Origin of the sequence: Oceanobacillus sp. FSL K6-0127, from assembly GCF_037983385.1 — a bacterium.
Taxonomy (GTDB): Bacteria; Bacillota; Bacilli; order Bacillales; family Amphibacillaceae; genus Oceanobacillus; species Oceanobacillus profundus.
On the sequence record NZ_CP150287.1, the window covers coordinates 2,377,260 to 2,393,047 of the forward strand.

Sequence of the window (15,788 nt, forward strand, 5' to 3'; positions counted from 1 at the left end):
GTTATACAATAGACGATCTATGGAGGAAATTAAAAAAAGCAGGTATCGTTAACAGATGCCTACTTATGAAATCATTCTTTCCATTGCTGTTCAATTTGTGAAATAGCTATTTGCAATATTTCTTCATCACTTGTATCGTTTGTTGTGATTACATTCGTGTTGTAGAGCTTACCGTCATAGTCGATGGTAAGATTAATTTGAATCATTTTGTGTCCTCCTGTCAAAAAAATGAAATTAATGTCGAATTGACTAAATATTATATCAATTACATTTATTATACGATAAGTTTACCTGTTTGTATAGGTAATTGCCTGCAATTTTACAAAAACTTAGTATGGAATTAATATGAACGTTTGCTGGTTAGACTGTGACTAGTCCGGGGAGGGGAATTGATGCAATGGCTTTAAGCGGTAAAGATAACTTGAAGACAATAAAAGCTACCTTAAAAGTAATTATCTTCTAAAGTAGCTTTTGTTGTCTTCTTATACAGTTTGTTTCGTGTCGATAATCCCACCAGTTTCTACATCTACATAAAATTCATATTGCTTATTTTCACCATCGATATTACGGGTAATGCCGCCGCGATAGGCATTATAAAGAAGGCCATTACGTTCGACTTCCTCTGGTTTCATATAAATCCATGATCCACTAATTGGCCCTTTGCGTTTAAACATTTCTTTTGCATGATTTAAAGCTTTCTCTGGAGTTACTTTTTGATAGTGGTTGACTTGTTCCCTTGCCAAGTATCCGATTGCAAAACCGAATGCAGCGGCAAGAATCACTTTTCTTCTGCTCAATACGTTCACCTCTTGAAAAAGATTAGTAGACTGTATATGAAGTGCGTGTTGAACACCTCTATTATGTGCAAGTATACAGGATTATCGCATAAAATGAAAACGATAGTGCGTGATAAGTGGAAAGTTTTCGACGGTTTCAGTTATACTAAAATTGGATGTTCTAAATCGTTTATACCTATTTGGAGGGAAATAAGATGAAACAAGTTACACTTGAGCTATTTAAAAATCTGACAGAGCTGCAAGGTGCGCCGGGGAATGAGCATCTTGTCCGTTCTTTTATGAAAAAAGAATTAGAAAAGTATGCAGATGAGATCATTCAGGATAACCTTGGTGGCGTTTTTGGTGTAAAGCATGGAGAAGGACCGCGCGTTATGGTGGCAGGCCATATGGATGAAGTCGGCTTTATGGTGACGCAAATAACAGACAATGGTATGCTTCGCTTTCAACCACTTGGTGGCTGGTGGAATCAAGTAATGCTTGCGCAGCGTGTCCAAGTAATGACGAAAAACGGTCCTGTAATTGGTGTGATTGGTTCAATCCCGCCACATCTTTTAACAGAGGCACAACGTAAGAAGCCGATGGAAATTAAGAATATGCTCATTGATATCGGTGCAGATGATCGGGAGGATGTAGAGAAGATTGGCGTACGTCCAGGAGATTCCATCGTCCCAATCACACCTTTTGAGCCGATGGCAAACAATAAAAAAATTCTTGCTAAAGCTTGGGACAACCGCTACGGCTGTGGGCTTGCTATCGAATTAATGAAGGAATTACAACATGACACATTGCCAAACCAATTGTATTCTGGTGCAACTGTACAAGAAGAAGTTGGGTTACGCGGAGCACAAGTAGCAGCGAATATGATTGGACCAGATATCTATTATGCACTGGATGCTTCACCAGCAAATGATGCATCAGGCGATAAAAAAGCGTTTGGTCAATTAGGCAAAGGCGCATTGCTTCGTATTTTTGACCGGACGATGATTACACATCGCGGTATGCGTGAATTTGTTTTGGATACGGCAGAGTCGAACAACATTCCATATCAATATTTTATTTCGCAAGGTGGAACAGATGCCGGGCGTGTACACCTGTCTGGTGATGGTGTGCCGTCAGCAGTTATTGGAATCTGTTCACGTTACATTCATACGTCTGCATCCATCATTCATGTAGACGATTATGCAGCAGCGAAAGAATTGTTAGTGAAGCTAGTTAAAACGACAGACCAAAACATGCTTGAAGTAATAAGAAAGGCGTAAAGGAGTTTCGAGTTTATTGTTTATACAAGCACGAGGTGAATGAGGATGAAGATTAAAATTGGTTCAAAAAACCCAACGAAAATTAATGCAGTTTCCGAAGTTTTTCCAGATGCTTCGATAACTGCTTTCAATGCAAGTTCTGGCGTATCGAAACAGCCATTTTCAGACGAAGAAACAATGCTTGGAGCAGTAAATCGAGCAACGCAATGTGCGGAAGTTGAAGACATAGCAATTGGCATCGGACTAGAGGGCGGTGTCATGTACGTCGACAGCAGGTTATATTTATGTAATTGGGGCGCACTTGTTACACCAGAGGGCCAGATATTTACGGCTAGTGGTGCTCGAGTTGCTTTACCAAAAGAACTAGAAGCTGGATTGCGTGATGGTGCAGAGCTAGGCGATCTAATGGATCGCTATGCAGAAAAGCAAGCAGTACGGACTCGAGAAGGAGCGATTGGAATTTTCACGAATGATCTGGTATCGCGACAGGAAATGTTCGTGCATGTTGTGAAGCTGTTACGCGGTCAATGGGAATACTGGAGTGAAAAAAAGAACCGAAAGTAAGGGAGACCCCTTACTTTCGGTTCTTTCGTTCGGAGCGCAGTCGGTACATCGCTAATCAGGCACTTGCGCTTTTGTTCTTCTTATTCATAAATATATGCTAATACCTCTAATGCCTGATCGACTGTTTCTACTGTAACATTCGCTTTATTGGAAAGCTCTTTCAACGGATGAATTAAAGATTCTGGACGAATAATAATAGTTGGTTTATTCATTGCAATGGCAGCACTTGCGTCCATTGCAGTGTTCCATTGCTTATACTGCTCTCCAAATAGCGCAATCACAACATCCGATTTCTGCATTAATACTTGTGTACGGAAGTTATTTACACTGGAAGCGGCGTCGTCTTTATACAACTTGCCAGGCTGTTCACCTAAAATATCCTCTCCAATATCATCCGAACGGTCATGATTGGTTTGTGGTGCAACAAATTTTAATGGAAGATCTCGTTCCTTTGCTTTTTGTTGTACCTCATCACGCCAATCTGTATGAATTTGCCCCGCTAAATATACAGTTAGTTCCATTTTTATCCCTCCCAAGATTGATTCTACTATTAATAGTAACGAATTTTAAACTGATTGCAAAGGAATCGCTGTTGAAATTTTATTTTCCAGAAGTAATTCTCCTATCGGATAAACTATTACGCGTTTCTCGCAATGCAAACCTTGAATAGCAGTGCCAGCAATGATAATTTCAGGGAATCCGAAATCAAGAACTCTGCTTCTGGGAAAGAAAATATATTCCATGCTGTTATGCCTAGTGCAATGTCATTAACAGCATCTTTCTTAAAGTGTATATATACCCTTTTTTTATGAAATAAATTCTTCACGAAAATAGTTAACAACAAAATATGGAGTCTCACAAATTTCAGGTAGTCTTTGAAAATAAGCCCTAAATTACTAAAAAAAAATTCATTCATGTCTTAAGGCTGATTTTGTTTTATTACACATAATCAATTTTACTTATCCATTAATAAATGACCTTTATAGTACTCGAAAAAATAAAGCATTACCTTAGCAATAGGAACAGAAGAGCAAATAACATAAACGATGGAAAAACACTTGATTTTTAAAATTTTCAAGCCTATCATATATCTTTAGTTGATATTGATAATCATTTTCAATTGTGTTTTATTGTAAAAGTACAATATTTTACGTTTTTAAAAAGTGATAAACAAAGAAAAAACTATGTATTTATACTTAAGAAATACAGGTGTAGTACAAAATTACCAAATGATAAAAAATTAAGAAAAATAGTTGATTTTCACGTTAATAGCGTCTATGATGGGTGTCGATAATTGATAATGAAAATCATTCTCAATTATTTTTTTCACCCAGAACCAATTATTCGAAAGGAATGGTGCTATGAATGTGAGTGAAATCAATGGGAAAATTGCTGTCGTTACTGGGGCGGCAGGAGGGATGGGACAAATTATTTCCGAGAAGCTTGCTGAGAATGGTGCAGTAATTGCGGCAATCGATACAAATAGTCAAGTACTGAAAAAGTGCGTAAAAGAATTGCAGGATAAAGGCTATCAGGCTACAGGTTTTTCAATAGATATCAGCAATTTAGATGCTGTTGAGGAAGTTGTTGCTTTTATTGAATCCGATGTCGGACCTATCGAGATCCTAGTAAATGCGGCTGGTATGCTGCGATTAGGAGAGATCGATGTGCTCGATAAAGAAGATTGGAATGCAAGCTTTGCTGTCAATGCTACCGGCGTGTTTCATGTATCAAGTACTGTTTCTAGGCGCATGATCCCTCGTAAAAGTGGAGCCATCATTACGGTAAGCTCTAATGCGGCTCATATGCCAAGAATGGCAATGGCTGCATATGGAGCTTCTAAAGCGGCCGCAACAATGTTTACAAAATGTATGGGACTAGAGCTCGCCCAGTATAACATTCGCTGTAATGTTATTTCTCCCGGTTCCACGGAAACAAGTATGCTGAAAAAACTTTGGAAAGATGAACACGGTGCCCAAAAAACGATAGAAGGCCAATCTGAGGCATACCGAGTTGGAATTCCTCTGGGTAAGCTAGGCAAACCAAAGGATATTGCTGAAACGGTACTATTTTTAGTTTCCGATCATGCATCCCATATAACCATGCACGATATGGTTATCGATGGAGGAGCTACTTTAGGCATATAACATGGAGGAGGTAATTAGAAAGTGAGTAAAACAAGTGTTGCAAAACATAAATCGATGCTAGATGAGTATGCAGCAGGAGATTTCTTCCTAGCATCGCCAAATCAAACGATGGTAGGAAAAGGTATATTTTCAGTTATTGAGAAGGCAATGGAAACTGAAAATCAATTATTTAGCCTACCATCACGTGTAGAGGCTGCTCTCAATCAAGCGAAGCAGGCTGGACACCCTTATCCTGTTGCTGTGGGAGCAGTACCTTTTGATTACTCGGAAGATTCGGAAATAATTATTCCTGAGAAAGTGGATGTTTCCGAGCCTTTAGATATAGACGAAGAACAGCAGGAATCTTTATTCGACATGTATCCATATGAAATGCAGCCTATACCAGAACCAGAGGAATATATGAATGGTGTTAACCAGGGGTTGAAGAAGATTGCAACAGGACATATCGACAAGATTGTTGTTTCCAGGGCTTTGCATTTTAGCACAGTGGAGCAGGTTGATGTTAACCAGCTTTTAAGAAATCTGGCGCTACATAATAAGCAAGGGTATACATTTGCAGTCGATTTAACGGATGAAAAACCGACCAGAAAACAAAAGGAATCTAAAGGAAAACGTACGCTAGTTGGCGCAAGCCCAGAACTGCTTGTATCCAAATGCGGACATACTGTATTTGCAAATCCCCTTGCAGGTTCCCGTCCTCGCAGTGATGATTCAGTCGAAGATCAAAGGCGGGCCAACGAGCTGCTAGATTCGGAAAAAGACTTATATGAGCATGCTGTCGTAGTTGACATGGTGAAGGAAGCACTTGCTCCTTTCTGTGAAACAATGGAAGTGCCAGAGTCACCGTCCTTAGTGAAGACAGAAGCAATGTGGCATCTCTCGACAGAGATACGTGGAACTTTAAAACAGCTCGAAACATCTTCGCTGGAACTCGCTATTGCACTGCATCCGACACCAGCTGTTTGTGGTTATCCAACAGCATTAGCTCGTGAAGCTATCTATGAGATAGAGCCATTTGACCGAGGTCTCTTTACCGGAATGGTCGGTTGGTGTGATGAAAACGGGGATGGAGAATGGATTGTAACAATACGCTGTGCCGAAGTAAAGGAACGTTCTATACGGCTGTTTGCAGGTGCGGGAGTGGTAGCTGGTTCAAAAGCAGAAGAAGAATTGAACGAGACTTCAGCCAAGTTTCGAACGATGCTCCAGGCAATGGGTATAAAAGACTGATAGAAGTTTTGCAGGAAACTATAAACGAACGAGCAGGGAGGAAACTATTTTGTTAGATGGATGTCAACCTTGGCCCCATGAAATTGCCGCATTTTACCGTGATACAGATTGCTGGCGGGGTGAAACATTTGGGCAAATATTGCGTGATAGAGCCGCTATGTATAGTGAGAATATTGCTTTAACGTATGGTGAAGAGCATGTGAGCTATAAAACATTGGATGAGAGAGTAGACCAATTAGCTGCAGGATTTCAGCGAATAGGATTAAAAAAAGAAGACCGTGTTGTCGTTCAATTACCAAATACAATTGCATTTTTTGAGGTTTGTTTTGCATTGTTTAGGCTGGGTGTATTGCCAGTGTTTTCACTTCCGACGCATCGATATAGTGAGATCCAATATTTCTGCGCATTTTCGGAAGCGAAGGCGTATATTATGCCAGATCATTTCAATGGCTATAATTATTTCGACATGGCTCGGGAAGTACGTGAAAATACACCTTCCTTGCAGCATGTTATTACACTTGGTGAATCAGAGGATTTTATGAAATTAGCCGATTTATATATCGATGATCAATATATACAGCCTGAAGTATCACCTAGTGACATTGCTTTTCTACAGCTTTCAGGAGGAAGCACAGGGCTTTCTAAACTGATACCGAGAACACATGATGAATATATTTATAGCTTGCGCAGGAGCAATGAAATATGCGACCTAAACGAGCAGAGCGTCTATTTGGCCGTTTTGCCGATTGCGCATAATTATCCGTTAAGTTCACCGGGGGTGCTTGGCGCACTTTATGCTGGTGCCAGGATTGTTCTTTCCCCTGGTCCGAGTCCAGATGAAGCCTTTCCACTGATTGAAAAAGAGAAAGTAAGTATTACAGCACTTGTTCCGCCACTAGCAATTATTTGGCTGGAAGCTGTCAAAACACGTTCTTGCGATTTCTCCAGTCTTCAGGTTATTCAAGTCGGTGGTGCACATTTCAGTTCAGAAACTGCTAAAAGAATTCAGCCAGCATTTGATTGCAAATTGCAGCAGGTTTATGGGATGGCTGAAGGTTTAGTGAATTATACCAGATTAGATGATCCCGATGAAATTGTCATCCATACCCAAGGGCGTCCGATGTCCCCTTACGATGAAATCCGGATTGTTGACGAGGAAGATCGTGAAGTAGCACAAGGAGAAGCCGGAGAATTGTTAACTCGTGGCCCATATACAATCCGGGGATATTATAAAGCAGATCACCATAATGCAAAAGCATTTACTTCAGATGGATTTTACCGTACAGGGGATTTAGTGAGTTTAAATGAAGCAGGATATATCGTTATGGAAGGCCGAGTCAAAGATCAAATTAACCGTGGTGGTGAAAAAATAGCAGCAGAAGAAGTGGAAGATCATCTGATTGCACATCGTCATGTATTAGATGTCGCGATTGTCTCCATGCCTGATAAATTTCTCGGTGAGCGGTCTTGTGCATTTATTATCCCATTTGAGCAAACACCGTCTGCCGCTGAAATAAAGGCGTTTCTGCAAAAGAGAGGGATTGCAACTTATAAAATTCCTGATCGAATCGAGATCGTTAATTCCTTTCCGCAAACACCTTTCGGGAAAGTCAGTAAAAAAGCTTTACGTAAGATGATTACAGAAAAATTAGCAAATGTATAAAATCAAAAATATGAAAGGAAGTGTTTTAATGGGTATTCCTAAGATTCCATCTTATTCAATGCCGAATGTATCGGATTTTCCAGAAAATAAAGTTTCATGGCAGGTGGACCCGGACAGGGCTGTTCTGCTTATTCATGATATGCAAGATTACTTTTTAAATTTTTATGACAGAGGTCAATCACCGGTGACGGAGCTGGTAGACCATATTGAATTACTGAAAGCACAATGTAAAAAACAATCTATTCCAGTAGTTTATACAGCACAGCCAGGTGATCAGAATCCTGAGGATAGGGCACTGCTAACAGATTTCTGGGGTGAAGGGCTTTCGGATGATCCAGCGCAGACTAGCATCATTGATGCACTCACACCCGAGGAAAATGATTTAATGCTTACGAAATGGCGGTATAGTGCATTTAAAAGATCAGACTTTCTGGATATTATACAGAAACAAGGGCGTGACCAGTTAATTATTTGTGGTGTTTATGCACATATCGGGTGTCTTCTAACTGCAGCTGAAGCATTTATGTATGATATACAGCCTTTCTTTGTTGCTGATGCAGTTGCAGACTTTTCATTGGATGAGCATAAAATGGCGATCGAATATGCAACAAAACGATGTGCAGCTACAACTTCTACTGCTGACATACTGCGAGAATTGCAAGTGATTGAGGGGAGCAATACAAAGGAAGAAACAGACATGACAGGATCATTTACTTTTGAAGCAATGCGCCAACAAGTTGCCGAACTTCTGGATTTGGAGGCTGAAGAACTTTCAGATACTGATGATCTGTTCGATTTAGGGCTTGATTCCATTCGGCTGATGAGTTTGGTTGAATCGTGGAGACAAAACGGATTAGAAGTTAATTTTATCAGGTTGGCAGAAAAAGGTAACTTATCAGCATGGTGGAATTTAATCGATAGGGTAAGTGACAAGGTATAAATGAAAAAGGAGGTTCAAAGATATGCCTAGATCGATAGTGGCGCACCATTCATTGACTGGTGCTCAGGCCGGTATTTGGTATGCACAACAACTGGAACCAGAGAATCCTATTTATAATACGGCTGAATATGTTGAGATTAACGGTAGTCTACAGCTCGAACACTTTGAAAAAGCACTACGGCAGGCAATCGAAGAGGCAGATTCGCTACATACCAGGTTTGGAGAGAGTGAAGACGGTCCATGGCAGGAAGTTCGTGAACAGAGAGATTTTTCCTTTCATTTTATAGATGTAAGTGGGGAGAAAAATCCGCGACAAGCTGCTGAAAGTTGGATGAAGGTCGACCTTGCTGAAGCAATTGATCTGACGCAAGATTTGCTGTTTAAGCAAGCCTTATTTAAGGTGAGTTCGGATCAGTATTTCTGGTATCAGCGTATTCACCATATTGCTGCGGATGCATATGGGTTTGCGCTCATCGCACAGCGAGTGGCAGATATTTATACATCACTTGTATATCGCCATCCTGCTGTAGACAAGCTGGGGTCATATCAAGATGTGTTAGAGGAAAATGAGGCATATCTAACTTCAGAGAAATACATGCATGATCGCACTTTCTGGATGAACCGTTTTAGCGATCAACCCGACGTAGTAAGTTTCGCAGATACTTCGTCGCGATTATCAAACCAGATCATCTATCAGACAGGCTATGTACCAACTGATACAGTGGATCAATTGAAACAAATGGCCAATAGAGGAAGTTTGTATGAAGTAATTGTTGCGGCTGTAGCTGTTTATATGCAGCGTTTAACGAGTGCTGAAGATGTTGTTCTCTGTTTACCGATGATGTGCCGTATGGGCACATCATCGGTAAAGGTACCTGCAATGGTAATGAATTTGCTGCCATTACGTCTTGCGGTGCGTCCAGGTATGACTTTTTCAGAATTAATGCAGCACGTGCAGCGAGAAATGCATGAAGTTCGTTTGCATCAGAATTACCGACATGAAACATTACGGCGAGACCTGAAATTGGTGGGTGGAAATCAGCGATTATTCGGTCCGCAAATTAATATGATGCCGTTTGATTATGAATTAAATTTTGCTGGAAGTATAGGGAAAACGCATAAGCTTCATACAGGACCAGTCGATGATCTTTCTCTAAATATTTATGATCAGCGTGATGGCAAAGGGCTAAGAGTCGATCTTAACGCGAATGCAGATATTTATAGTGAACAGGAAATAGAACTTCATCTCAGGCGTCTTTTACATGTAATAGAAAATATTGCAATGACAGAAGCAGATGTGAACGTTTCGAAAATGAATGTCCTTTTACCAGAGGAAAAAGATAATGTCTTATACAGATGGAATCGTACTTCGTTAGAGCAAGAGCAAGTAACTGTACAGGAAATGTTCGTAAGACAGGCGATATCTACACCGAAGTCTCAAGCGTTGATATTTAATGAAAAGACGCTTACGTATTCTGCATTGAATGAGAAAGTTAATTGTCTTGCCCACTTACTAAAAGAACATGGGCTGGGACCTGAGAAATTTGCTGTATTAGCACTGCCGCGATCAGAAGATATGGTTATTGCCATCTTAGCTGTTCTAAAAACGGGAGCAGCCTATTTACCGATTGATCCGGATTACCCATCTGATCGTATTGCTTATATGCTGGATGATGCCAAGCCTATGTGTATACTGACACATCAGTCAATACAGTATGGTTTGCCAGAAAGCGAAGTTCCGAATCTCGTGTTAGATGATTTAGTTGTTCAGGAAAGGTTAGCTGCCTATGCTAATATCGATTTTCCTTGCGTACCAATAGCACCTCATCGGCCAACATATATGATCTATACATCTGGTTCGACTGGTCGTCCGAAAGGGGTTGTTGTGACCGCGGAAGCCTTGATGAATTTCCTTCATTCGATGCAAAACAGATTTAAATTAGGGGAGGAGGATCGACTTTTAGCTGTTACAACAATCGCTTTTGATATATCGGCACTGGAAATGTTTCTCCCGCTTATTAGCGGATCAAGTTGTGTTATTGCAGAAAAGGACGTAGTTAAAGATCCCGTTTTATTAGCGCATCTGATTGAAGAAAACAGTATTTCTGTCATGCAGGCAACACCAACTCATTGGCATGCCCTCGTCTCGTCATTCCCGCAAAAATTACGGGGACTACGGGTGCTTGTCGGTGGAGAGGCGCTTACAGCTAATCTAGCAGAAGCACTTAATGAACTTGATTGTGAAGTAACAAACCTTTATGGACCGACAGAAACAACGATATGGTCTACAGCGATGACCCTTAATCAGAAGCAAACAGGTATTCCTTCCATCGGGTGCCCGATTGGAAATACTCAGGTATTTGTGCTGGATTCCAGCTTGCAGCCTGTGCCCCCTGGAATGAGCGGAGATTTATATATAGCTGGAAAAGGACTGGCACGAGGATACTTTAACAGACCTGATTTAACTGCGATAAGCTTCATTGCCAACCCATATGGGTCACCAGGAGATCGAATGTATCGGACTGGCGATGTTGTCCGCCGGAGAGCAGATGGCAGGCTTGAATATATAGGTAGATCAGATCATCAGATTAAAATAAGAGGTTTTAGAATAGAGCTTGGGGAAATTGAGGCTTTTCTTGCAAAAGACTGCACTGTTAATCAGGTAGTAGCTGTCGTTCGGGAGGATCAGTTAGGGGATAAGCGTTTAATTGCTTATCTTGTGCCAGAGACAGGGGAAGAAATTAATCTTACTGAACTTCGCCAATCTGCACGAAATAAGCTGCCCGTCCATATGGTTCCTTCCGCATTCGTTATATTAGATGACTTGCCATTAACACCTAATAAGAAAATTGATCGAAAAGCGTTACCGGAACCGGATATCATGAAAGGCGATCAAAGCCGAGAGCCAAGAACCCCACAAGAAGAAATATTATGTGATCTTTATAAACAAGTTCTAGGTGTTTCGCAAATAGGCATTGATGATAGTTTCTTTGATCTTGGTGGACATTCGCTGCTCGCTGCCCAGTTAGTTAATCGAATTCGTGAAGTGTTTGAGGTTGAGATCGGCATTGGAAAAATTTTTGAGACTCCGACTGTTGCAACTCTTGTTAAGCAGCTGGACAAGGGTAAGCAAGTAAGACCACCTATTGAGAAGGCAGAAGCTCAAGAAATGATTCCATTATCATTCGCACAACGACGTTTATGGTTCCTATACCAGCTGGAAGGACCTAGTCCAACTTATAATATCCCAGTTGTCGTTCATTTAAAAGGAATATTAAATTACGATGCATTACGGGATGCGCTCGTGGATGTGGTTGAGCGGCATCAATCTTTAAGAACAATTTTTCCGGAAGAAGCTGGGGCCTCCCAGCAACTGATATTGGATACCGAGGCGGCCAAACCTGTACTGCATGTGCATCAAATTGAAGAAGTGAAATTAAATGATCAATTGAACAAAGCTGTAAGGTATTGCTTTAACTTGGCAGAGGAGCCAGCATTTCGGGTTGAACTTTTTGAAGTAGAAGCGGATAAGTATGTGCTTCTCCTATTACTGCATCACATTGTGGGTGACGGATGGTCGCTCACACCATTAACAGAGGATCTAAAGCGGGCATATGTCAGTCGTTGTCAAGAAGAAGCCCCAAAATGGACAGCATTACCCGTGCAGTATACAGACTATGCGCTTTGGCAAGAAAAACTGCTAGATAACAAACAGGATACCAAAACTTTAGCTGATGAACAGCTCGCTTACTGGCAAGAAACATTAGCAGACTTGCCTGACTACCTAGAATTACCGACAGACTATTCCCGCCCATTGGAGTCTAGCTATCAGGGAGAGACATACCAATTTACGATTCGTCCGGAACTGCATCAGCAGTTGCTGGATATCGCTGCACAAAACGGGGTCAGTTTATTTATGACATTACAAGCAGGGCTGACAGCATTGCTGACAAGACTGGGAGCAGGAACGGATATACCTTTAGGAAGCCCTGTAGCGGGAAGAAATGATGATACGCTAACCGACCTTGTTGGTTTATTTATAAACACATTGGTATTGCGTACAGACACATCCGGTAATCCAAGTTTCCGGGAATTGCTCGACAGAGTGAGAACGGTCAATATCAATGCTTATGAAAACCAAGATCTACCGTTTGAAAGATTAGTAGAGGTACTAAATCCAGTTCGTTCGAGATCAAAGCATCCATTATTTCAAATTATGCTCGCACTACAAAATACAACTGCTCCAGACCTGAATTTACCTGATCTAGAGAGTGATCTATCGATTTATAGTGTAGGGGCAGCTAAGTTTGATTTTACGTTAGAGTTTCGTGAACGTTTTAATGACATTGGAAATGCAGATGGTTTAGATGGTTTCCTGGAATTTAGAACGGATCTTTTTACGGAAGAAACGATCGTATTGATGGTAAGACGGCTTATCCTGTTATTGGAATCAGCTGTGAAGGATCAGGGGCAACCGATTGGGCGTCTTGAAATATTGGAACAGGAAGAAAAGCAAAAGTTGCTTACACTTGGAAGTGTGAAGGAAGATATGCAAGAGCTGTCCTTGCCATCACTATTTGAAAAGCAAGCGATGCTTCATCCAGAAAACATTGCACTCGTAATTGAAAACGAAAAAATGAGTTACCAAACATTGAATCAGAAAGCGAATCAGCTTGCACATTTATTAATAGCTGAAGGTGTTGGCCCGGAGCAGTTTGTCGCACTTGCTCTACCAAGGTCATTTGAAATGATAATCGGTTTATTAGGGATATTGAAGGCTGGAGCAGGATATGTACCGCTCGATCCGAATTATCCAAGTGAACGTATCGCATTTATGCTGGAAGATGTAAAGCCGAAGTTTATTATTACAAATGAAGCATATGCTGCCAAACTTCCGGAAACGGATGTGACTCCAAGTATTGTCTTGGACAAAAAAGAAATTGTAGAAAAGTTAAATGAAAATAAGGTTACAAATCCGACAGATCAACAACGAGTCCAGCCGTTGATGCCGCTTCATCCAGCTTACATTATTTATACTTCCGGCTCAACGGGTCTTCCAAAAGGGGTTGTTATTCCTCACCAAAATGTTCATCGTTTGCTTACAGCAACTGATGAATGGTTCCAATTTAGAGCAGATGATGTATGGACGCTGTTTCACTCTTATGCATTCGACTTTTCTGTTTGGGAGATGTGGGGTGTTCTATTGTATGGAGGCCGTCTTGTCATTGTACCGCATACGATTAGCCGTTCACCTGCTGACTTTCTGCGGTTGCTTGTTCAAGAAGGAGTTACCGTATTAAATCAGACACCTTCCGCATTTTATCAGTTAATGCAGGCAGATCGTGAACAGGAAGTAATCGGGCAGAATCTAGTATTAAGGTATGTCATTTTTGGAGGGGAAGCACTCGAACTAAGTCGATTAGACGATTGGTATGAAAGACATGCTGATGATGCACCGAAACTAATCAATATGTATGGTATTACAGAAACAACTGTTCATGTTACGTACATGGAGCTTAGCAAGAGAACACTTTCAGCACGAGCAGCTAGTATCATTGGCCAAGGTATAGCGGATCTTGATGTATTTGTATTGGATAATTTTCTCCAGCCGGTTCCATTAGGTGTCGTAGGGGAATTATATGTATCCGGTCCTGGATTAGCGAGAGGTTATTTTGGGCGTCCTGAATTAACTGCAGGTCGCTTTGTCGCTAATCCCTATGGGGAAAGAGGTGCAAGAATGTATCGCACCGGGGATTTAGCTTGTTGGAAAGACTACGGGGTCCTGGATTATTTAGGCAGAGCCGACCAGCAGGTTAAAATAAGAGGATTCAGAATTGAATTAGGAGAGATTGAACATGTGCTTTCTGAACATCCTCAAGTAGAGCAAGCAACCGTGATAAGCAGGGAAGATCAACCGGGTGATCAACGGCTTATAGCTTATGTTGTCTTAAAGAGAAACGAAAATGGAGAGCATGTTGATTTACGGCATTGGGTTGCGAAACATTTGCCTGATTATATGGTTCCATCAGCGTTTGCAGTGATCGGCGAATTTCCATTAACACCTAATGGCAAACTCGATTACAAGGCATTGCCTCAACCTGACTATACAGCAGAAATGAACGGACGTGGGCCAAGAACACCACAAGAAGAAGTCCTTTGTAACCTATTTATGGAAGTACTTGAAGTGCCATATGTAGGGATCGATGATGAGTTTTTCCATCTTGGTGGTCATTCTCTGCTTGCTGTACAGTTGATGACGCGAATTAAAGAAACGTTCGGCATAGAGCTTAGTATTGGTAATCTCTTTGAATCTCCGACTGTTGCAGGGCTTGCTGAACGATTGGAAATTGGTGATGATCATAACGCACTTAACGTGTTGCTGCCACTGCGTAGAAGCGGAAGTCTTCCACCGATATTCTGCGTACATCCTGCAGGAGGGCTTAGTTGGTGCTATGCGGGGCTGATCAAAGCATTAAGGAAAGATTTTCCGATATACGGCTTACAGGCACGAGGAATTTCGGAGCCAGGCAACTATCCGAAGTCATTGGATGAAATGGCTGCAGATTATATTGAGCAGATACAAAGTGTTCAGCCTGAGGGTCCTTATCATTTGATTGGATGGTCATTAGGTGGAAATGTTGTTCAAGCAATGGCCACAAAACTTCAACAACAAGGGGAGGAGGTTGCACTTGTCGCTATGCTGGATGCATATCCAAATCATTTTCTGCCGATAAACAATATGCCTGACGAATCAGAAGCACAGATTGCTTTACTTGCCTTGGGAGGATATGATCCTGAAAGTTTTGGGGAGAAGCCATTGGAATTGGAGCATGTAATTGAGTTGCTTAAGAAAGACGGTAGTGCATTAGCAAGCCTTGATGATGCTGTGATTATGAACTTGAAGAAAACATATGTACAGTCTGTACATATTTTGAGCCAATCAGAACCGGAACTATTTGTTGGTGATATTCTCTTTTTCCGGTCGACTATTATTCCAGAGTGGTTTGAGCCGATACATGTCAACGCATGGGAATCTTATGTTCATGGGACCCTTGAAGCGTATGATATTCATTGCCGTCATAAGGATATGTGTCAGCCGGAACCGTTGGCGGAAATCGGAGAAATTATTTCTGAAAAGCTAAACAGTATGTATCGACGTATCTTAATAGATTCATAGAGGAGAGATAG

General features: G+C 41.2%; 10 protein-coding genes. 7 read left to right on the forward strand and 3 right to left on the reverse strand.

The features are described 5' to 3' along the window. Positions 1–71 precede the first annotated feature (71 nt). Positions 72–206, reverse strand: coding sequence for a BA3454 family stress response protein (locus MHH64_RS11815; RefSeq protein WP_095307402.1), 135 nt, complete (start codon positions 204–206; stop codon positions 72–74). A gap of 276 nt (positions 207–482) precedes the next feature. Continuing rightward, positions 483–797 (reverse strand): PepSY domain-containing protein, encoded by a 315-nt coding sequence (locus MHH64_RS11820; protein ID WP_095307401.1) that lies wholly within the window; start codon positions 795–797, stop codon positions 483–485. A 194-nt stretch (positions 798–991) separates the two neighbouring features. On the opposite strand from MHH64_RS11820, the gene MHH64_RS11825 reads away from it, so the two are divergent. Both MHH64_RS11825 and MHH64_RS11830 read left to right on the forward strand, forming a co-directional pair. Continuing rightward, entirely contained in the window at positions 992–2,056 is a 1,065-nt protein-coding gene (locus MHH64_RS11825; RefSeq protein ID WP_118889025.1) for a M42 family metallopeptidase, read from the forward strand. 45 nt (positions 2,057–2,101) lie between these two features. Beyond that, positions 2,102–2,620, forward strand: a complete 519-nt coding sequence (locus MHH64_RS11830) for a DUF84 family protein (RefSeq protein ID WP_251660005.1) — start codon at positions 2,102–2,104, stop codon at positions 2,618–2,620. Between the two features lie 80 nt (positions 2,621–2,700). On the opposite strand, the gene MHH64_RS11835 is transcribed toward MHH64_RS11830, so the two are convergent. Beyond that, positions 2,701–3,141, reverse strand: coding sequence for a YtoQ family protein (locus MHH64_RS11835; RefSeq protein ID WP_095307397.1), 441 nt, complete (start codon positions 3,139–3,141; stop codon positions 2,701–2,703). A gap of 840 nt (positions 3,142–3,981) precedes the next feature. On the opposite strand from MHH64_RS11835, the gene MHH64_RS11840 reads away from it, so the two are divergent. Genes MHH64_RS11840 through MHH64_RS11860 form a run of 5 tightly spaced genes read left to right on the forward strand, consistent with a single transcriptional unit; the run spans position 3,982 to position 15,777 of the window. Continuing rightward, positions 3,982–4,767, forward strand: a complete 786-nt coding sequence (locus tag MHH64_RS11840) for a 2,3-dihydro-2,3-dihydroxybenzoate dehydrogenase (RefSeq protein ID WP_303450116.1) — start codon at positions 3,982–3,984, stop codon at positions 4,765–4,767. A gap of 54 nt (positions 4,768–4,821) precedes the next feature. Next, positions 4,822–5,997, forward strand: coding sequence for an isochorismate synthase DhbC (gene dhbC / locus MHH64_RS11845; protein WP_303450239.1), 1,176 nt, complete (start codon positions 4,822–4,824; stop codon positions 5,995–5,997). A 49-nt stretch (positions 5,998–6,046) separates the two neighbouring features. Continuing rightward, positions 6,047–7,660 carry a (2,3-dihydroxybenzoyl)adenylate synthase gene (locus tag MHH64_RS11850; RefSeq protein ID WP_303450113.1) on the forward strand — a complete coding sequence of 538 codons (1,614 nt, stop codon included), beginning with the start codon at positions 6,047–6,049 and terminating at the stop codon, positions 7,658–7,660. A 28-nt stretch (positions 7,661–7,688) separates the two neighbouring features. Next, on the forward strand, positions 7,689–8,600 hold the full coding sequence (locus tag MHH64_RS11855) for an isochorismatase (RefSeq protein WP_095307394.1): 912 nt from the start codon (positions 7,689–7,691) through the stop codon (positions 8,598–8,600). A 22-nt stretch (positions 8,601–8,622) separates the two neighbouring features. Beyond that, the gene (locus MHH64_RS11860; protein WP_340001818.1) at positions 8,623–15,777 is read left to right on the forward strand and encodes an amino acid adenylation domain-containing protein; all 7,155 of its coding nucleotides are present in this window, start codon (positions 8,623–8,625) and stop codon (positions 15,775–15,777) included. Positions 15,778–15,788: the final 11 nt, after the last annotated feature.